Here is a 19,253-nt window from a genome sequence, read left to right on the forward strand (position 1 = left end):
TGCCCCCATCGGGATCTCGATGGGGGCAGTCCTGTCTCACGACCTGTCCCCCGACCCTGTGGATGGCGACAGGCGCGCCTCCTGTGGCGCTGGCAGAATGGCTGACCTGGGGGGCCAGCGGGGGTCCCCGACGTCTGAGGGGGCTGGCCATGAAGAAGTTCTTGGGGATGTTGGTGGCGTTCGTGGGCCTGCTGCTCACCGCAGCCGGGATCGCGGGCGTCGTGCTCATCGGGAGCGACGACAACCTCGACTCCCCCGCTGCGACCCTGACCCTGGATGAGGCCAGGGCGGTGGTCTCCACGCCCAGCCTTCTCGCGTTCGCCGACACGACCATGCGAGTCACCGCCAGCAGCTCGGGCGGGAAGGTCTTCATCGGGCAGGCACACCCCGTCGATGCGGCGAGCTATCTCGCCACCGCTCCGCGGTATGCCGTGACCCGGGTCGACCGGTCGGGAATGAGCGGCACCGCGATCAAGGGCGACCCCGGCACCTCGCTCCCGGACCCCACCAGGCAGAGCTTCTGGGCCGCCCGCGCCACTGGAGACGGCACGCAGACGTTGACGCTCGAGCTCGACGGGACGCCCACCCAGTACGTCATCATGCCGATCGGGAAGCCGGGCGACCTCACGGTGACGAGCGGGGTTCGGGTGGAGAACGGGTTCGCACTCTCCATCGGTGCCGTTGCCGCCGGACTTCTGCTCATGGCCTCAGTCCTGGTGCTCCGTCGCCGGCGCAGGTCCGCAGCAGTGGATGCTTCGGGCCCGGGAGCCCACGGCGACGTCGCGTCATCCGCACGAACCGACGGTGACGCTCTCGCGGTGCCGTCGCGGACGATGAGCCGGGTCGTCACCGTCGCCACGGTCGGCTTCATGGTGCCTGCCCTCGCCGGGTGCGGCATGGTGCCGACCAAGGTCGAGGCCTGGACGTCGGACACGGTCACCAAGCCGGCCATGGCCAACCGTGCGGAGGCAGTCGCGGCGATGAAGGGCTACGACGTCCGCAACACCGCCGCCATCACCGCCGTCGCAAAAACGTTCAAGCCGCAGGTCTGGGAGGGCGTCGACTCGGGTGTGGTTCTCGCCGGGGACCGTCTTGACACCCGCTACGCGGCGCTGACCAGGAAGTGGCCGGTCCAACCCACCACGACGACGGTGAAGGACGTCTACGCCTCGGAGTGGAAGAGCTATCCCATGTATGCCCTGGTCTCCGCGTCGACACAGGCCAAGGGCGGCGAGCCGCAGGACGTCCTGGTCGTCATGCGTCGCGCAAGCGCCACGTCGCCATGGATCATGGACTCCAAGGCCTGGCACGACACTCCCCTCCCGGGGCCGGCCCGGTCCGCATCGCCGTTGGGCCCGACGGACGAGAAGACGGCGATGAAGGCCTCCACCGCCGCGATGACGTCGCTGAACGGTGGCAAGGGTGGGCCCGCCCTGCCCGAGCAGGTCACCGAGTACCTCACGCGCGAACGCAAGCGCGAGACCGGCCACGCCACCGCCACCGCCAAGGCCGAGTTCTTCAACATGTCACGACCGGACCAGATGCTGCCGGACGGCTCGGTGCGGGCGGTCCGACTCGATGGTGGCCTCCTCGTCCAGGCGTCCTACAGGGTCCAGTCCGAGCAGACCACCAAGCCGGGATGGACGACCCGCCTCAGGGACGAGAAGTACGCCGCCGTCTCGTTCCAGGAGGGCCCGCGGACCTCGATCCGTTCGACCATGGCAGTGACTCTCACGCTGGTCGTGGATCCTCAGGGCACGATCAAGGTCGTGGGCCGCGGCTTCCAGTTCGTCATCTGACGCGTCGGTCCGCAGCGTTGGTGCAGGTGGCCCGGGCGCGAGGACGCAGAGGGACGGGCGACGTCGTGCCCGTCGGGCTCAGCCGACCGCGTCGTCACTGCTGACGAGCCATCGACCGCCGTCCCGCTCGACGGTCCATCGGTGCGACTCCGTGATCGGGGCGCCGCTCCTGGGACGGAAGGTGAGTCGCATGTCCACCGTCCGCGCCTCCGCATCCGGGTCGAGCGCGGCCACGCTCACCGACTCGATCGTCCTCCAGAAACCTTCGTACCCCTGACGCCCGCCAGCCTCGCGCTGCATCGCTGGCGTGAGCTGGGCGAAGGTGTCGTCGCGACGGGAGGAGTCGGTGACCCCGGCGTAGTAGTTCCTGACGAACGCTCCGAGGGCGGCATCGCTGCTCGGTGCACTCGGTGACGGGGAGCTCGTCGGGGTGGGGGTCGGCGTCGGGGTGCGGGTCGGGCTCGAGGGTGTGCTGCTCGGCGTCCGCGTCGGGGAGGAGCTGGTCGTCCCCTGAGGCGTGCTCGACGGGGTCGATGACGGCGAAGGGGTGGACGACGACGGAGGTGTCGTCTGCGGGGCGGTGCTCGTGCGCGTGCCCTGCGCCGAGTCCGGCTCGTCGACGTCGTCCCGGTTGGCGAGGGCATAACCCCCACCACCGAGCAGGATCGCCAGCAGCAGGACGAGGGGCCAGAGTGGACGCCGCCCGTCCTCCCTCTGGCCGGACCCGGCCTCACGCTCACCGTCGGCGCCGCCTCCCCCGAACGCAGGAGCCGTCGCGCCCGCTCCCGCAGCCCACCCCCCGCCGGACTGTCTGCCGGCTCCGGACTGGGCACCGAGGAAGTCGTCGAGCTCGTCCAACCCGCTGGTGGGGCGGTCCACCGGGGCCGTGGCAGCAGGCAGGACGGACGTCGGCACTCGTCCGGCTGCGATGTCGTCGAGCTCGATGGCGGCCTCGGCCATGGTCCAGCGCCGAGGGGGATCCGGGTCCATCATCGCCTCGATCGCTCGACCGAGCGGGCCCGCTGCGACGAGCGGACGCATCCGCCCGGCAAGCACGTCCTGGAGGACCGCCAGAGGGTTGTCTCGCTCCTCGAAGGGCGGCCTCCCCTCGACGGCATGGAAGAGGGTGGCCCCCAGTGCCCAGGTGTCCGACGCAGGCGTCGGGTCCTCGCCGCGGGCCAGCTCGGGCGAGAGGAAGCCGGGCGTTCCCGTCATCTGCCCGGTGAGGGTCAGCTGGGCGTCGGCTCCGCTGCGGGCGATCCCGAAGTCACTGATCTTCGGGGTGCCGGACCGGTGCACGAGGATGTTGCCCGGCTTGATGTCGCGGTGCACGATGCCCCGGTCGTGGGCTCGGTCGAGCACCCTGGCGATCGCGGCCCCGATCTCTGCTGCACGAACCGGTGACAGCGGGCCCTCGTCTCGCACCAGCTCCGACAGGCTCGCGCCGTCGACGTACTCCATGACGAGCCAGTGCGCGTCGTCCTGGTCGATGATGTCGTAGACGGCCACGGCATTGGGGTGGTTGAGGGACGCCGCGATCCGTGCCTCACGCATCGCCCGTAGCGCCGCTGCCGAGTCCCCGGGGAGCGCGCCGATGCGCTTCACGGCGACCTCACGCTCGAGGGTGAGGTCGAGGCACAGCCAGACAGTGCCCATGCCTCCCTGCCCGACGGCGCGCACCACCTCGTATCGTCCAGCGATGACCTGCGGCTCCACGGTGTCCTTTCGTCGTTCCGGCGCCCTCACCCTACGTCCGCTGGAGGGGCCAACCGGGTCTCAGTCGGGGACTCAACCGCTCCAGATCGTGGCAAGCGTGCGCAGGTCCTCGGCGACGTCCTCGCGGTAGGCGTTGTAGAAGGGGTCGAACGGCGTCCGCAGGTGGTAGCCCCGGATCGTCTGCGCCTGCACCGAGACGATCGTGCCGCTCGCTCGTGAGAAGAAGTCACGGTGGTCCACCATCCGGAGGCGCTCGTCCCACCTCACGGCCCGGATGGACGCGGTCCGGGCCAGGTAGAGCTGCGGGGGCTTGGGCACGACGGGCAGCCCGTCGATGAGGGTCCCGAAGGGCAGCAGGGGCGCGGCCGCCCCCGGGAAGAGGGAGTCCGGCCCAGCGACCACGACCCGCCAGCGAGGCAGGTCGACGCGCGTGAGGGCCACGAGGTCGACCTCGGCGTGGTCGTCGAGGAAGTTCATCGCCGCCACGATGTCGCTCGCCGGCGTGAACACCACGTCGTCGTCCGTGACGAGGACGAGCTCGGTCTCGACCGCGTCCAGGGCCGCGTTGCGACCTGCGGGGACACCACTGTTGAACGGCAACGGGATGACATGGATGCCGGCCCCGAGGTCATTCACCGGCGCCCGGGAGTCGTCCGCGACGACGATGCGACCGTCAAACACTGTCCGGGCACTGGCGAGGCAGCGGGACAGGACTGCGGGCCGCTCGAAGGTCTTGACGGTCATCGTCACCCGGCGGGCCACCTCGGCCCGTTCGTGCGCCGTGGCCCGGCCGAACTGCGCCTGGTCGACACGTCGCAGGAGGGCGACCTGCGCCCGTTCGGCCCCCCGGTAGGCCAGACGCAGCGGACCACCGAAGCGACCCCGCATCGCCCGCTTGACCTGCTGAACGTCCACGGCTTCCGTCCCTTCGACCCTGCCAAAGCCTCATCATGGCGCACGCGCAAAGGCGAGGGGCGGCATACCCAAAAGGTATGCCGCCCCGTCACGTTGGTGCGTTGGTGCCTGACTCAGGTCACGCGTCGCCGGACGCGTCTCCCGCGTCCGAGCGCTGACCGCGACCGCGGCCACCACGACGGCGACTGCGCTGACGGCGCTCGCCACCCTCGCCACCTTCGCTGGACTCGCCGGACTCGCCCGAGTCGGTCGACTCGTCCTGGTCGACGTCATCCGCGTCATCCGCGTCGTCGGCGTGCGAGCTGTCCGAAGCCGGGGCCTCGGAGTCACCCTCGGCCAGCACCGCACCGAGCGAGAGCTTGCCGCGCGGGTCGATCTCCTTGAGCTCGACCTGGACCTTCTGGCCCACGGCGAGGACGTCCTCGACGGCGTCGATCCGCTTGCCACCGACGAGCTTGCGCACCTCGGAGATGTGGAGCAGACCGTCCTTGCCGGGGAGCAGGGAGATGAACGCACCGAAGGTCGTCGTCTTGACGACGGTCCCGAGGAAGCGCTCACCGAGCTCGGGCATCTGCGGGTTCGCGATGGCGTTGATCGCCGCGCGAGCCGCTTCGGCCGAGGGACCGTCGGTGGCACCGATGTAGATGGTGCCGTCGTCCTCGATCGAGATCTGGGCGCCGGTGTCGTCCTGGATCTGGTTGATCATCTTGCCCTTCGGGCCGATGACCTCACCGATCTTGTCGACGGGGACCTGCACCGAGATGACGCGAGGAGCAAACGGGCTCATCTCGTCGGGGACGTCGATGGCCTCGTTCATGACATCGAGGATGTGCAGGCGAGCCTCACGGGCCTGGGTCAGCGCACCACCGAGCACGTCGGCGGGGATGCCGTCGAGCTTGGTGTCGAGCTGGATGGCCGTGACGAACTCGCGCGTGCCGGCGACCTTGAAGTCCATGTCGCCGAACGCGTCCTCGGCACCGAGGATGTCGGTGAGCGCGGCGTACTGCGTCTTGCCATCGACCTCGGCCGTGACGAGCCCCATCGCGATGCCTGCGACCGGGGCGCGCAGCGGCACCCCGGCGTTGAGCAGCGACAGGGTCGAGGCGCAGACCGAGCCCATCGACGTGGACCCGTTGGAGCTCAGCGCCTCGGACACCTGACGGATCGCGTAGGGGAACTCCTCACGCGTCGGCAGCACCGGCATGAGCGCGCGCTCGGCGAGCGCTCCGTGGCCGATCTCGCGACGCTTCGGCGAACCCACACGACCGGTCTCACCGGTGGAGTAGGGCGGGAAGTTGTAGTTGTGCATGTAGCGCTTGCGCGTCACCGGCGACAACGTGTCGAGCTGCTGCTCCATGCGGAGCATGTTGAGCGTGGTGACACCCATGATCTGGGTCTCGCCACGCTCGAAGATCGCGGAGCCGTGCACGCGCGGCAGGACCTCGACCTCGGCGCTGAGCGCGCGGATGTCGGCGAGGCCACGGCCGTCGATGCGGACCTTGTCGGTGATGATCCGCTCACGGATGAGCTTCTTCTGCACCGCGCGGTATGCCGCGGAGACCTCCTTCTCGCGTCCGGCGAAGTCGCCGGCCGTGCCGTCGGAGGACTCGGGGTTGAAGTCGCCCACGAGCTTGAGGTGCAGCGCCGACTTGATCTCGTCGAGGCGGTCCTCACGCTCGGCCTTGCCGGCGATCTGGAGAGCGGCAGCAGCGTCACTGGAAGCGGCAGCCTCGACTGCGGCATACACGTCGTCCTCGTAGTCGAGGAAGACGGGGAACTCCTGGACCGGCTTGGCGGCCTTGGCGGCCAGCTCGGCCTGTGCCTCGCAGAGGACCTTGATGAAGCCCTTGGCGGCCTCGAGGCCCTGCGCGACGACGTCCTCGGTGGGAGCGGTCTTGCCCTCGTTCTTGACGAGGTTCCAGGTCTGCTCGGTGGCCTCGGCCTCGACCATCATGATCGCGACGTCGTCACCGGCGACGCGGCCGGCGACGACCATGTCGAAGGTCGAGCGCTCGATGTCGGAGAACTGCGGGAACGCGACCCACTGGTCGTCGATGAGCGAGACGCGCACGGCACCGATCGGGCCCGAGAACGGCAGGCCGGAGATCTGGGTGGACGCGGAGGCGGCGTTGATCGCGAGGACGTCGTACTGGACGTCCGGGTTGAGCGCGAGCACCGAGATGACGACCTGGACCTCGTTGCGCAGACCCTTCTTGAAGGTCGGGCGCAGCGGGCGGTCGATGAGGCGGCAGGTGAGGATGGCCTCGGTGGAGGGGCGACCCTCGCGACGGAAGAACGAACCGGGGATCTTGCCGGCGGCATACATGCGCTCTTCGACGTCCACGGTCAACGGGAAGAAGTCGAAGCCCTCGCGCGGGTGCTTTCCAGCGGTGGTGGTGGAGAGGAGCATCGTGTCCTCATCCAGGTAGGCGCTGACTGCGCCTGCGGCCTGCTTGGCCAGGCGTCCGGTCTCGAACCGGACAGTGCGGGTGCCGTGTGAGCCGTTGTCGATGGTGGCTTCGGCGAATGTGATCTCAGGACCCTCCATTGGGTCCTCCTTTTCTGTCAGTTTCATCTGTCCACGTGCATCGTCGTTGTGCACGGGCGTGCTTCGTGTCGGTCAGGTCCGCTGTGGACCTGCCCGACACATCCGAAAGAGCGGCCCTCCAAGTGGAGAGCCGCTCCGACGGAAGTCGTGGGGTCAGCGTCGCAGGCCGAGGCGCTTGATCAGCGAGCGGTAACGCTCGATGTCGATGTCCTCCAGGTAGCGGAGGAGGCGACGGCGCTTGCCGACGAGGAGAAGCAGACCACGACGGGAGTGGTGGTCGTGCTTGTGCTCACGGGAGTGCTCCGTGAGGTCGAGGATGCGCTGGGTGAGAAGCGCGATCTGGACCTCGGGGGAGCCGGTGTCACCCTCGGTCGTGCCGTACTCGGTCATGATCTTCTGCTTGACGTCTGCGTCCAAAGGCATGGGCGAGGAGACTCCTTCTGATGTGGTTGCGCGGCGCTTCCGGGCTGGTTCACCGGGGCACTCTGAATCCGCGGCCGAAGTTCACGGCGAGGCAAGATTAGCAGCGGGCTCCTCTCGCCCCTAATCCACGACCTCACCCGGGACTGCCGGGTGGTCCACTACAGTCCCGCATCATGCAGCAGACCGAGGTCGACGGAGTTCCCACCTTCTGGGAGCAGGGGCCCGAACCGTTCAGCGCGACCCTGACCTTCTTCGCGGGCGACCGCCACGAGACCTTCCGCAACCGGGGGGTCGCCCACCTCGTCGAGCACCTCGTCATGTCGACCCTCCCCCGCGACCATCTCGACAAGAACGCTTCCGTGGACGTCGACTCGATGCGCTTCTATGCGACCGGTCGGCGTGACGAGGTGGTCGACTTCCTGCACGGTGTATGCCGTGCGCTCACCTCCCTGCCCCTGGATCGCCTCGAGCGTGAGCTCAAGGTCCTCGCGGCCGAGGACGGCCGCTCGTGCGAGCCCCACCTCGGGTGGGCCCTGTTCGTCCGGTCCGGACCGGTGGGTCCGGGGCTGCTCGGTGAGCTCCAGCGGGAGGGACGCGCGCCGACCGCCAACCACGTCATCGAGTTCGCCCGCACCTTCTGTGTGGCCTCCAACGCGGTGCTGGCGCTCTCTGGACCCGTGCCGGACGAGCTCCACCTCGACCTGCCGCTCGGTACGCGTGCATCTGACATCTCGTGGCGTCCCTCGCCTTTCGAGACCCCCGCCCTGATGGCCGGAGGGATCCCCGTCGTGGCCCTGTCCTACCTGAGCCCGAAGGCGACCGAGTCCCAGCTCGTCGACCTTGTCCTCATGCGGCGGATCGAGGAGAAGGTGCGCCACGATCTCGGCCTGGCCTACGAGGTCTCGATCGACGGGTGCTTCGTCGACACGGACCTCGGACTGGTCAGCCTCGCGACCGACGGCGCGGAGGAGGACAGCGATGAGATCGTCCACGCACTCTGGGCGGAGCTCACGGACCTGGCTGCCCACGGCCCCACCGAGGGGGAGCTCGCGCACGAGAAGGCCGGCTTCGCGGCCTACCTCGACGACCCACGCACGGTGATGTCGGTCCTTGAGGGCGCTGCCCTTCGCTACTTGCGACTGGGTTCGGCTCCGAGCCGGGAGGAGCTGCGGGAGCGCTTCGAGGCGGTGACCGTGGAGCAGGTCCGCGACTGGGCGCGTGCGGCGAGGGCTAGCGCCGTCATCGGCGTGCCGGAGCTGCCGAAGAACCCGCTCCCCGACATCGTCGACCGGACCGAGTGGGAGTTCCCCAGTCGTGAACCCATCGCCGGGCAGGTCCACAAGCGACGCCTCACTGCGATCGTGCCCCCACGCGACCTCGCGGTGCACGCGGGACCCGAGGGGATCACGGTGACCGCCGCCGGCTCGACCATTGGAGGCGAGTGGGTCGACGTCGTGGGTGTGGGTCGGGCTGACGGCTTCCGCTTCCTGCACTTCGCCGATGGCTCGAGCGGGCCACTGTGGGCCAAGCACGTCAGGGACGGTGACCGGCTCCTGGCGCTCATTGACGAGCACACGAGCCACGTCTCCTGGGAGACGACGGAGGAAGCCGCCCTCGAGCTCGACTAGGTGCATGAGGGCTGGGCCGACCCCGTCATCGAGGAACGGGCAGGCCCGTCAGCGCTGGGACGATGACGGACAGGGCCTCGTCGATCTCGACGGCGCAGAGGCGTGCGGCCGCGCTGCCGCGCCGGTAGGGGTCGGCGACGTCCCACGACAGGCTGTCCGGGCCGGCGACGGCCAGTGCGCCGTCGAGGGCCGCGAGCCCTCCCGTCGAGGGGGTGCTGCGACCGAGGGCGTCGGCCAGCTGGCGCAGACCGAAGACCTTGCCCGCCTGGTCGGGCCACCCCTCGGCGATGCGCCACCGGTGGGCGAGCTCGACCGTGACGACGACGTCCGACTCCGCGAGGTCCGCCGACGAGACCGACCTGCTCACGTGGCCGTTGGGCTCCACGCCGCGGTCCCTCAGCTGCGCAGCCATGTCGGGGTCCATGTCACGACCGGGGAAGCCCGGCACTCCGGCGCTGGCGAAGCGCACGGCCGATGCGGCCCCAGGGCCTGCCAAGTGGGTGGCCATGCGCTCGGCGTAGGGGGAACGGGAGATGTTGGCCGTGCACACGAAGAGCACACGCAGCGGCTCGTCGACTCGCTCGGGTCGGGGTCTCACCGGCTCAGGCTAACGGCGTGGACCGGGCACATCCGGGCGATCCGCTGGATAGGGTGCGAACAGGTCAGCGGGCGCCCGGTTCCGCATCCACGAGGAAGGCGCCGTCGGTGAGCGAGGGGCTTCGGCTGCACGGGCTCGGCGCTGTCGTCGAGGTGCGCTGCGTCGGGACCGCGGGCCGGGCCCTCGAGTCGGCGATGCGCACGGCGTGGTCCCGGTGTCTCGAGGTGCCGTCCACCTCCCCTGTTGACGCGCAGCTCCTGGAGGTCCGCCTCGATGACGTGCAGGACCTCCCCCACCGACTGATGCTCACCACGCGCAAGGTCACCAAGAGCCTCATCGCTGCGCGCGCCGGGGACCTGGTCATGTTCCACGCCGGCGCGGTGTGCGACCTGGCGACAGGTCGCAGCCTCGTCTACGTCGCCCGCGGGGGCACCGGCAAGACCACTCTCAGCTCCCTGCTCGGGCAGCGGATGGGCTACCTCACCGACGAGACGGTTGGCATCGACGCCGACGGAGTCATCCATCCCTATCCCAAGCCCCTGTCCGTGCGGCGCCCGCAGACGCCCGCCCTCAAGGACGAGGTCTCCCCCGACGCGCTCGGGCTGCTGCGTGCCGCGGCCACCCCGCGCGTCGGCAGGCTCGTGCTCCTCGACCGGCGCCCCGGGATGACCTCGGCGCACCTGGACGAGGTGCCCCTCCTCGATGCCGTCATGACGCTGGTGGAGCAGTCGTCGGCGCTGACCAGGCTGCCCCGACCCCTCCAACAGTTGGCCGCGCTCATCGACGGCAACGGACCGGTGATCAGGCTGCGCTACAGCGAGGCGACGCACCCCGAGGAGTCGCTGCTCGCCCTCGTCCAGGAGACGACATGACCGTCCAGCGAATCGAGCCCGCGGATGCGCTGAGGCGTGGCGGGGAGATGGTCCTGATGCTCGACAACGGCACCGTCTTTCGACTGAGCGGTCTCAGCGCCGCGATCTTCGAGCTGGCCGAGCACCCGGTGGAGGAAGACGTGCTGGCCAGCGCACTGACGCTTCGTTTCGGCGCGCCTGACGGGTCCTCACCCCTGGCTGCGACGAAGGACGCCGTGGCGGACCTTGTCCGTCACGGCGTCCTCAAGGAACTCTGACTTCCGTCAGTTTCCGGTTTCGCTCTCGTCGCCACCCGGGCCGCAGTCCGTGCCACACGGCGGGGTCGAGCCGAACTGGATGGGAATCCTGATCCATCCCTCTCCCGCCGGGTTCGCCGGGGGCACGGGGACATACGGGTGGTCGCGGTCGGCACCGATGACTGCCGTGTGGCCCCAGGCGATGTAGACCGACCCCACGGCGGAGACGTTCGCGCTGTTTCCGCTCGTCCCTGCGTTGACGATGATGTTGAGGCTCTGCCCCGGCAGGATGGCCTCGGCCGGCTGGAGTGGCACGCCGATGGCGCCGCCGGTGAATCGACGAGCGGTGTTGTAGTTGAAGTCCTTGGCCGGGTTCGAGGTCAGGGAGAAGACGGGGTTGAGGGTGTGGGACGGGTTCGCGCTGTCCGGGTTGTCCACGTTGTTCAGGGTCGGATAGACGTAGATCGTCTGGTCCGTGGTGTTCGTGATCCTGAACGTGAAGGTGTAACCCTTGCGGAAGCCGAACTGGTTGAAGCAGCTGTTGCCCGGCTGCTTGCACGCCCCGAGGAACACGCCCGTGGGACCCCCGCCCGACTCGGCGTAGGCCGGCGTGGCGACCACGAGCGGGACCGCCGGAATGGCCCATGCCGCTCCCTTGGCGATGGTGCGACGCGAAACGCGGCGATCCTCGCGCTGTTCAGTCATGGCATGCTCCCCTGTATTTCGTCATGGTGGGTTTGAGGTCAAGTTAGCACCGCGCCAACAGCCCGAACCCACGATTGGGCGAAGATGCCCACTGCATGCGTCGCACCGTCGAAAAATGGGTCGTGACCAGCACCGACGGGTCAGACGCGGCCTAGTCATTCCGGATGGTCAGCAGCCCCCGAACGACCAGATCACTGAGCAGCTTCTCCACCTCGGTCTCAACCTGTCCCCGATCTCGGCCCACGACCTCGCCCACCGCGGCTGCCACATCGTCCTCTCCGTCAGCCGCCAGCAGCCAGATCACCGCGGAGACGTCCCGGAGCACGACGGGAGGCCCGTCCGGTGCCTTCATGAGGTAGACCAGCTGGGCGTCGAGGTCCTCCGGGATGACGACCGCCAGACGTGGCGGCAGGGAGTAGGTCGTCATCGGCCACGCCGGCCGACCGCCGTGGCACGGACGAACCCGGCGAGCTCCCCGGCCCCGGCCCGGGCGCTCGTGACGTAGGCCGTGGCCACCTCACGCGCTGTGGGACGGCGGCCGAGACGGGCCTCCATCCGATGCCGGTTGGGCACCACGAGCCGCACGGCAACCCGCAGCGCCGCTCTTCTCGTCGGCGCCGCCCTCACCCGGGCTGCCCAGATCCTGGCTCGGGACTGCTCGCCCGTCGAGAGCACGCGCCACAGCTCGTGACCGCGGTGGCCGACGAACTCATCGAGCCGCCCCGTCCCTGCCGCCAGTGCCACACCGGCGCCGAGGTCGTCGGCCAAGCGGACCACCGCCTCTCGTTGGGAGGGGGTGGCACTCGTCCAGCTCCGCTCGATGTCCGGGTGGTCGAGCCTGCCCCCTCGCGTCGCGTGGACGATGAGGATGAGGCGTTGCGCAGCAACGGACGGGACCGGACACGGCATACCGGCAATGTCCGTGTCGTGCCGGTCCGCCCAGAGACGCTCGAAGGCTGCGGCGGCGTCGCCGCCGATCCCCGGGAAGCTGCGGTGCACGTCGACCGGCGCGAGGAAGGGGTGGCCGAGGGTGGCGGCGTGCTCGAAGGCGGAACCGTCCTCGAAGAGGTAGCGCGTGGACCACCCGTGGTCGTGCATCGCCGCCAGGAGGGCGTCGACGTGCGCCGGGCGGACCAGCACGTCGGCGTCGATGCTCTGTCGGGTCCCCCCTCCGAGGCTCTCGTCGACAGCGGGCCCCTTGATGTGCAGAAGGTCCACACCGTGGTCCTCGGCGATCGCCTGGAGTGCGGCGTGCGAGAAGCGGATACCCACTGACCAGGGCATCGTCGCAGCATCCACAGCCCGACCCTACCGAGTCGCGAACGCCCTGTCCGGCCGGTGGTAGCGTGCCGAAACCGGGCACCGCTGGCAGCTGCTGGCAGTGCCATCGCCTCGACATGGGGGAACACACGTGAAGGTCGTGGTGACCGGCGGAGCCGGCTTCATCGGCTCCAACCTCGGGCGCGACCTGCTCGCCCGACCCGACGTCGACGAGGTCGTCGCCCTCGACGACCTCTCCACCGGGTCGCGGGCCAACCTCGAGGGCACCGACATCCAGTTGCGCGAGGCAAGCGTCCTCGACACCGCCGCCCTCGACGAGGCCTGCGCCGGCGCGAGCGCCGTCGTCCACCTCGGTGCCCTGCCGTCGGTTCCACGCTCGGTCCTCGACCCGGTCGCCTCGCACCACGCCAACGCCACCGGCACCCTCGAGGTGCTCCAGGCGGCCCGTCGGGCGGGTGACCTCCACGTCGTCGTCGCCTCCTCGTCGTCGGTCTACGGCGCCAACCGTGAGCTGCCCAAACGAGAGAGCATGCGCACCGCACCGATCTCTCCGTATGCCGTGAGCAAGCAGGCGACCGAGGCCTACACCGTGTCCTTCGCCCACACCTACGGCCTCCCGACGCTCGCGTTCCGCTTCTTCAACGTCTACGGTCCGCTCCAGCCCGCAGGCCACGCGTATGCCGCCGTGCTGCCGGCGTTCATCGACTCCGCCCTGCGTGGCGTCCCGCTCACCGTCCACGGCGACGGCGAGCAGACGCGCGACTTCACCTACGTCGGCACCGTGACCCGCGTCATCGCCGACGCCGTCGTGCGGAAGGTGACCGACCTCGAGCCGGTCAACCTCGCCTTCGGCAGCCGCACCTCCCTCAACGCCGTCGTGGACGAGCTCGCCGACATCCTCGGCGAGCGTCCCGCGGTCGAGCACGTCGAGACCCGGGCCGGGGACGTGCGCGACTCGCAGGCCGACAACTCCCGCCTGCTGGCGCACTTCCCCGACGTCTCGCCCGTCCCGCTGCGCGCCGGGCTGGAGGCAACCGTCGACTGGTTCCGCACCCTTCCCGACTACCACGCCTGACCCGGGGGCTGCCGTGCGACGGCCTCTTGCCTTCGTCGGGTGGCCCGGCCTCCTCGGTCTCGCTCTCCTGGTGGCGTGGGTGGCGTGGTCGCTGCTCGTGGGGGTTCGCCTGGACCAGGGGTTCTCGCCGACGTCTCCCTATGTCCTGGCCCCGGCCGTGCTCGTCGCCGGTGTCTGCGCCGGGCATCTTCTGGAGCGGTATGCCGGTGATTCACGACTGCACGTCGCCCTCGCCCTCGTGGGTGGCGTCCTCGTCCTCGGTGTCCTGCTCACCGCAGAACCCGGGAAGCGTCCTCTTGGCTATGCCAACGCCAACGCGGCGCTGGCCGTGCAGGTCGTGGCGCTCTGCGGCCTGGCGCTGCTCGCAACCCAGCGTGGTCAGCGCGCTGAGCACGACCAGCGCGACCAGCACGACCAGCAGGGTCAGGGCGGCCGGCGACGAACGCTGATGGTCGCCCTGGGACTCGCTGTGGTCGCGGTGGCTCTCAACCGCTCCGCCGCCGGGCTCGCCGTGTGCGTGCCCCTCGTGCTGGTCATCGGCGCCGTGCTGAGACGGCCGCCGGTGCATCGCTGGTGGGCGGTGGCCCTGGGGGCGGTCCTGGCAGCTGCCGGTGCAGCGGTGATCCTGCGCCTCGGGCAGGGACCGGACTTCCCGCCGTGGGCGCGCGGGGTCTTCGACACGGTCCGGGAGCAGCTCTGGAGCGACGCCGTGGCTCTCTGGCGAACGCGTCCCCTCACCGGCTCCGGACCGGGTTCGTTCCAGGACGCCACCGCGCTGGCGGTCGACCCCGACACGTCGAGCGCTCACTCATCGGTGCTGCAGATCGGGGCCGAGACCGGCTGGGTGGGTGTGGCTTTCCTGGCGCTCACCGGGCTGGCCGGCCTCTTGTGGGCTGCTCGAGGGAGAGCACCGGAGGTGGTGGTTGCAGCGGCGGCCTGGACCGCGCTGCTCGTCCACTCCTACGCGGACCACCTCCTGGAGTTCGCGCCCGTCGTCCTCACGGCTGGCACGGTCATCGGCTGGGCCGCCGCCACCCAGGTCTCGGTCCGGCGCCCTCAGAAGAGCTCGACGTCACCCAGCGTGAGCGCCCAGTCTCCGGGCGACGGCGGCGAGGCGGCGAGCGGGCGGGTCGTGAGCAGCGGTCCTTGACGGGGCAGAGGCATCAGGCCCGCCGACGGCCCGGTCCGCAGCCCGATGGCGTAGTCCGCCCCGGTCTCGCGCAGAACCCGGCGCACGAGTGACGCCCCGGTGCGGCGATCCGGCGTCAGCTGCTCGACGACCGCTGCCTCCACCGCGTCTCCCCGGCGGCGCAGCCGGAAGACGACGCCTCCACGGCTCGGGTCGGTGTCGTCCGCCAGCAGCAGGCGATAGCGCAGCGGACCGAACGCCGTGCGCCAGGCAAGGTAGTCGGGCGTGCGGTGGGTCCGGACGCCGGCCGACGGTGCGTGCGCGATGAGCTGCTCCGCCAGGGACCGGTCGGCGAGGGCGACCGCGGCATCCAGCCCCACCTCCGTCTGCTCCGACCACAGCGACGCGGGCACGCGCGAGGTCACCATGGAGACCAGCGACCGTGGGCCACGAGGCATCACTCCGACCGGGAGCTGGCGGGCCAGGCTCCACCCCATCTTGAGATAGCCCGGCCGGCTCTGGTCGTTGGGGGTGTTGAAGACGATGCCGTCGCCGGCGAGGGTCAGCTCGCTCACTCCCTGCAGGGTGAGCGTGCGGAAGATCCCAAGCCCTCTGTATGCCGGGTCCGTCGCCGTGTCGACGGCGCGCACCGCCCGCAGCGTGCGGCCTTCGTCGGTGAGGAACTCCCAGCGGAGGAACGTGCGATAGCCGACGACGACCCCATCGTGCAGGGCCACCCACGCGGGCGAGGCACCGAACGGGTTGTCGTGGTGCTTCCATCGGAGGAACGCCTCGTAGTGGGGGTCGTCGACCTTGCCCAGCGAGGCTCGGAGCATCGGCAACGCCGTGGCATCGTCCGCGGGCTCGGCCGCCCGGATGACGAGGTCCTGCGCCGTGACCGAGCTCATGCCTGCTCCTCTTCGTCGTTGGTACCCTCGAGCGAGTTTAGGGCCGCGCCCGGATGCTCCGCGTCCTCTCCACGCTGTCCGGGCACCCGGGAGGGACGAGATGGGGTCAGAGCCGCTGGCGGGTGATCGCGTGCGTGTCCTGTGGCTCGTCAAGGGTCTGGGTCCAGGGGGCGCAGAACAGCTGCTGCTGCTGGCCGCGGGCGTCGTCGACCGGGCCCGCTTCGACTACCGCGTCGCCTACGTGCGCGCCGACAAGACCCACCTCGTCCCCGAGTTCGAGGCCAAAGGCCTTGTCCCACAGCGACTTGGCGCCAACGCCTCGGGCCCGGTGCTGCGCGTCGCGTGGCTGGCCGACCTCCGGCTGGCCATGGCCCAAGTCGACGTCGTCCACATCCACTCCCCCGTCCTAGCCTCGGCCGCACGACTCGTCGCCCGGACCCTGCCGGCCTCCCAGCGGCCGGTCGTGGTCACCACGGAGCACAACGAGTGGACGAGCCACCGGCCGCCGACCCGGCTGCTCAACGGTCTGACCGCACCGCTGGACGCCCACCACTGGGCCGTCTCGGACCAGGTCAAGCGCACCGTGTGGACGTCACGGCGCGGCGACTACGAGGTCCTCATCCACGGCATCGACCCCGAGTCGGTCAGTCCGTCGCCGGGCGCCCGCGAGCGCCTCCGGTCAGAGCTCGGTGTGGCCACCGACGAGGTCCTGTCCCTCACCGTCGCCAACCTGCGTCACAACAAGGACTACCCCAACCTCCTGCGGGCCGCCAGGACGGCGCTCGACGCCGAACCCCGGCTCCGCTTCGCGGCCGTCGGCCAGGGACCCCTCGTCGAGGAGGTCGCCACCCTCCACGCATCGCTCGGGCTGGGCGACCGCTTCCTCCTGCTCGGCTTCCGTCGGGACGTCCACGACCTCATGGCAGCGGCCGACGTCTTCACTCTCGCCTCCGCGCACGAAGGACTGCCGGTCGCGGTGATGGAGGCGTTCGCGGCCGGGCTGCCCGTGGTGGCCACGGCGGTCGGCGGTCTCCCCCACCAGGTCACTGCCGACGTGGAGGGACTTCTCGTCCCACCGGGCGACTCCGACGCCCTCGCCGCCGCCCTCGTCGCGGTGGCCCGTGACGACGACCTGCGCCAGCGCATGGGCGCGGCCGCTCGAGCGCGCGCCTCGGACTACGACATCAGGCACGCCGTGGCGGAGCAGGAGCTGGTGTATGCCGCCCTGGCCGCACCTTCGCGTGGCGGCGCACCTCGCCGGCAGGGCAGCTGACTCAACCGCGCAGACCGGCGGCCTTCCCGAGACGCACGGCCGCGGCATACGCCCGCTCCGGTCCCAGTGCACCGGTGAGCTTGGCCGCGAAGAACGACTGCGGGTCGGACTGGCGCACCGGCACCCGCACGAGCCTCATCCGGTTGGTGTCCGGCAGGTTGCGGCCGAGCTCGCCGGTCGAGGCACTGCGGAAGCGAGCGCGCAGCTGGGTCTCCATGGCGGGCACCGGGATCCCCCACGGGTAGGTGAAGTGGGCAGGAGTGGCACCGAGATGCCGCTCAATGGTCTCGGTGCAGGCGTCGAGCTCCTGCTCGGTCAGCACCTCGGGCCGGACGTGTCCGTGGGTGTGGTTGCCGATCGTGCACAGGCCCGACGCCATGAGCTCGCCCAGCTGGTCCCAGGTCATGCCGCGCCCTGTGGCCCCCTTGGCCGTGGAGCCCTCCCAGAGCATCGAGCTCGCGACATAGCCCGAGGCGAGATAGACGGTGAAGGGCAGCCGGCGCTCCCGCAGGAGCGGCCAGGCGTTGGCGTGGACGTCGTCGAAGCCGTCGTCGAACGTGAGGACCACCGAGGGCCGGGTGTCGCCGGCGTCCAGCCGGTCGAGGGCGGCGTCGAGGGACAGGACGTCGTGCGAGGCGAGGACGTCGAGCTGGCGCTCGAAGTCCGCCGTCGGCAGGTCGAGCTCGTCGGGTGTGCCGCCACCGATGCGGTGATAGATGAGCAGGCTCGCCCCGCTCGCGGGCGTGCTGCGCCCCACCCTGGCCAGGGCCTTCTTGAAGTGGCGGCGGGGGCCGGTGGTCTCAGCGGCGGGCACGGGCGAGCTCCTCACGGTGCGGTCGTCCGGCGCACGCCAACGGCTGACCTCCGGCAGGGCCAGGAGGATGAGGAAGAACGGGATCATCAGCACCCGCTGTCGCGCAAGGATGCCGAAGTTGCCGAAGCCTGAGAAGGCCCAGATGAAGGTCGCGGTGTAGACGACGCAGAACGTCACATAGGGGTTGCGCCTGAGCAGGCCGGGCAGTCGGCGGATCCTCGGCCAGGAACGCACGAGGAGCACGATGAGCAGCAGTCCCTCAAGGCCCTGCAGGAGCATCTGGGCGTTGCGCGCCTCGAAGGGGAAGGGCCTGAAGAGGACCGTGACGATGGCACTGGGGATGTCGACGGGTGACTGGATCGGACTCGACTCGAACGAGGAGTTCCCCTCGCTCGCCTGCTCGCTGGCGGAGTCGACCCTGTCGGAGACGGCCTGGACGGACAGGTCGTCGATGCCGAGGAAGCTCGCCGACTGGGAGGTGAGCACGAATGCCGCAGCGCCCAGGACGACCACGCCGGCGACCTTGCTGAGGATCCCGGTGCTGCGCGCCGCCGTGGGGCGGAAGAGCTGGGCGACGAAGAGCGCGGCGAAGAGCAGGACGGCCAGGTGCGGCCGCAGGAGCGCGGTCCCCGCCGCCCCCACGAGCAGGAGCGGGATGGCCCGGGGTCTGTGGGCGAAGAGGTAGGCCGCACCCAGCGCGGTGACCCCGACGAAGAACATCAGCCAGGCCTCCTTGCCGATGCTCGACGGCCAGTAGAGCAAGGAGGGAAGCAGGAGGACGAGGACGGCATACCTCTTGAGGTTGCCGTCGGGCAGGGCGACGCGGAAGGCGCGGAAGAGGAAGTACTGACCCCAGAACGCGAAGGACGCGAAGATGACGAACGCCGCGATGGGCGAGGGCCCGATGACGGTGTAGAGCGCCGTCGTGATGAGCTCCATCCACTGTGTGCCCTGCTTGCCACCCCACTCGAAGGTGATCACCCCGTCGCGCCACAGCTTGTAGCGAGAGGCGGCATAGAGGTTGTAGCGCTGGGCGTCGGCGGCACCGGAGTAGACGATGTAGGCGACGACGTAGCGGCCCAGGGCGCCGGCGACCTTGAGGGCGTAGGCCGCTCCGAGAAGTCCCGCGAGCCAGGGCTCCTCCTCGCCCCTGGTGACGCGTCGGATGAGCAGGACGTTGAGGGCGATGACGACCGGGACGACGATCGCCGCACCCCAGAAGTTGTAGGACTCGGTCCCCACTGCCCACTGGAATCCGCCTGCGACGCCGAGCCCGGCAAGCACCGCGAGAGCGACTGCGGCCAGCCGCATCCGGGCGGACGTCATGAGGGGC

General features: G+C 70.1%; 17 protein-coding genes. 7 read left to right on the forward strand and 10 right to left on the reverse strand.

The window, feature by feature from the left end:
- The first annotated feature begins 149 nt into the window (after positions 1 to 149).
- Positions 150 to 1,799: a hypothetical protein gene (locus tag ACZZ98_RS01015; protein WP_463514542.1), complete on the forward strand. Its 1,650-nt coding sequence runs from the start codon at positions 150 to 152 to the stop codon at positions 1,797 to 1,799.
- A gap of 78 nt (positions 1,800 to 1,877) precedes the next feature.
- On the opposite strand, the gene ACZZ98_RS01020 is transcribed toward ACZZ98_RS01015, so the two are convergent.
- From ACZZ98_RS01020 to rpsO, 4 genes are all read right to left on the reverse strand, one after another.
- Positions 1,878 to 3,545 carry a serine/threonine-protein kinase gene (locus ACZZ98_RS01020; protein ID WP_463514543.1) on the reverse strand — a complete coding sequence of 556 codons (1,668 nt, stop codon included), beginning with the start codon at positions 3,543 to 3,545 and terminating at the stop codon, positions 1,878 to 1,880.
- A 42-nt stretch (positions 3,546 to 3,587) separates the two neighbouring features.
- On the reverse strand, positions 3,588 to 4,430 hold the full coding sequence (locus ACZZ98_RS01025) for a glycosyltransferase family 2 protein (RefSeq protein WP_463514544.1): 843 nt from the start codon (positions 4,428 to 4,430) through the stop codon (positions 3,588 to 3,590).
- A gap of 118 nt (positions 4,431 to 4,548) precedes the next feature.
- Entirely contained in the window at positions 4,549 to 6,978 is a 2,430-nt protein-coding gene (locus ACZZ98_RS01030; RefSeq protein ID WP_463514545.1) for a polyribonucleotide nucleotidyltransferase, read from the reverse strand.
- Between the two features lie 153 nt (positions 6,979 to 7,131).
- Positions 7,132 to 7,401, reverse strand: coding sequence for a 30S ribosomal protein S15 (rpsO, locus tag ACZZ98_RS01035; RefSeq protein ID WP_463514546.1), 270 nt, complete (start codon positions 7,399 to 7,401; stop codon positions 7,132 to 7,134).
- A 173-nt stretch (positions 7,402 to 7,574) separates the two neighbouring features.
- On the opposite strand from rpsO, the gene ACZZ98_RS01040 reads away from it, so the two are divergent.
- A complete protein-coding gene (locus tag ACZZ98_RS01040; protein WP_463514547.1) occupies positions 7,575 to 9,029 on the forward strand; it encodes a M16 family metallopeptidase in 1,455 nt (484 codons plus the stop codon).
- 25 nt (positions 9,030 to 9,054) lie between these two features.
- Here the strand turns inward: ACZZ98_RS01040 and ACZZ98_RS01045 are convergent, their stop codons facing one another.
- Complete coding sequence (locus ACZZ98_RS01045; RefSeq protein ID WP_463514548.1) at positions 9,055 to 9,627, reverse strand: arsenate-mycothiol transferase ArsC; 573 nt, start codon at positions 9,625 to 9,627, stop codon at positions 9,055 to 9,057.
- A 107-nt stretch (positions 9,628 to 9,734) separates the two neighbouring features.
- On the opposite strand from ACZZ98_RS01045, the gene ACZZ98_RS01050 reads away from it, so the two are divergent.
- Together ACZZ98_RS01050 and ACZZ98_RS01055 are read left to right on the forward strand one after the other, a co-directional pair.
- Positions 9,735 to 10,499 (forward strand): hypothetical protein, encoded by a 765-nt coding sequence (locus ACZZ98_RS01050; RefSeq protein ID WP_463514549.1) that lies wholly within the window; start codon positions 9,735 to 9,737, stop codon positions 10,497 to 10,499.
- On the forward strand, positions 10,496 to 10,756 hold the full coding sequence (locus ACZZ98_RS01055) for a hypothetical protein (protein ID WP_463514550.1): 261 nt from the start codon (positions 10,496 to 10,498) through the stop codon (positions 10,754 to 10,756). The genes ACZZ98_RS01050 and ACZZ98_RS01055 overlap by 4 nt, the downstream gene beginning before the upstream one ends.
- 6 nt (positions 10,757 to 10,762) lie before the next feature.
- Here ACZZ98_RS01055 and ACZZ98_RS01060 read toward each other — a convergent pair whose 3' ends face one another.
- The 3 genes from ACZZ98_RS01060 to ACZZ98_RS01070 all read right to left on the reverse strand — a co-directional run bounded on the left by ACZZ98_RS01060 (position 10,763) and on the right by ACZZ98_RS01070 (position 12,724).
- Positions 10,763 to 11,440 carry a hypothetical protein gene (locus ACZZ98_RS01060; protein ID WP_463514551.1) on the reverse strand — a complete coding sequence of 226 codons (678 nt, stop codon included), beginning with the start codon at positions 11,438 to 11,440 and terminating at the stop codon, positions 10,763 to 10,765.
- Between the two features lie 151 nt (positions 11,441 to 11,591).
- Entirely contained in the window at positions 11,592 to 11,867 is a 276-nt protein-coding gene (locus tag ACZZ98_RS01065) for a hypothetical protein (RefSeq protein ID WP_463514552.1), read from the reverse strand.
- A complete protein-coding gene (locus ACZZ98_RS01070) occupies positions 11,864 to 12,724 on the reverse strand; it encodes a nucleotidyltransferase family protein (protein ID WP_463514553.1) in 861 nt (286 codons plus the stop codon). Before ACZZ98_RS01070 ends, ACZZ98_RS01065 begins: the two co-directional genes overlap by 4 nt.
- Positions 12,725 to 12,851: 127 nt before the next feature.
- Between ACZZ98_RS01070 and ACZZ98_RS01075 the strand changes: the two genes are divergently transcribed.
- Positions 12,852 to 13,796, forward strand: a complete 945-nt coding sequence (locus tag ACZZ98_RS01075) for an NAD-dependent epimerase/dehydratase family protein (protein ID WP_463514554.1) — start codon at positions 12,852 to 12,854, stop codon at positions 13,794 to 13,796.
- Positions 13,797 to 13,809: 13 nt separating this feature from the next.
- Positions 13,810 to 14,946: an O-antigen ligase family protein gene (locus ACZZ98_RS01080; RefSeq protein WP_463514555.1), complete on the forward strand. Its 1,137-nt coding sequence runs from the start codon at positions 13,810 to 13,812 to the stop codon at positions 14,944 to 14,946.
- Here ACZZ98_RS01080 and ACZZ98_RS01085 read toward each other — a convergent pair.
- Positions 14,853 to 15,833, reverse strand: coding sequence for a GNAT family N-acetyltransferase (locus tag ACZZ98_RS01085; RefSeq protein WP_463514556.1), 981 nt, complete (start codon positions 15,831 to 15,833; stop codon positions 14,853 to 14,855). The genes ACZZ98_RS01080 and ACZZ98_RS01085 overlap by 94 nt on opposite strands.
- Positions 15,834 to 15,963: 130 nt before the next feature.
- Here ACZZ98_RS01085 and ACZZ98_RS01090 point away from each other — a divergent pair, with 130 nt between their 5' ends.
- On the forward strand, positions 15,964 to 17,106 hold the full coding sequence (locus tag ACZZ98_RS01090) for a glycosyltransferase (RefSeq protein ID WP_463514557.1): 1,143 nt from the start codon (positions 15,964 to 15,966) through the stop codon (positions 17,104 to 17,106).
- Between the two features lies 1 nt (position 17,107).
- On the opposite strand, the gene ACZZ98_RS01095 is transcribed toward ACZZ98_RS01090, so the two are convergent.
- Complete coding sequence (locus tag ACZZ98_RS01095; protein ID WP_463514558.1) at positions 17,108 to 19,246, reverse strand: polysaccharide deacetylase family protein; 2,139 nt, start codon at positions 19,244 to 19,246, stop codon at positions 17,108 to 17,110.
- Between the last annotated feature and the right edge of the window lie 7 nt (positions 19,247 to 19,253).

Source organism: Knoellia sp. AC549, from assembly GCF_979258975.1.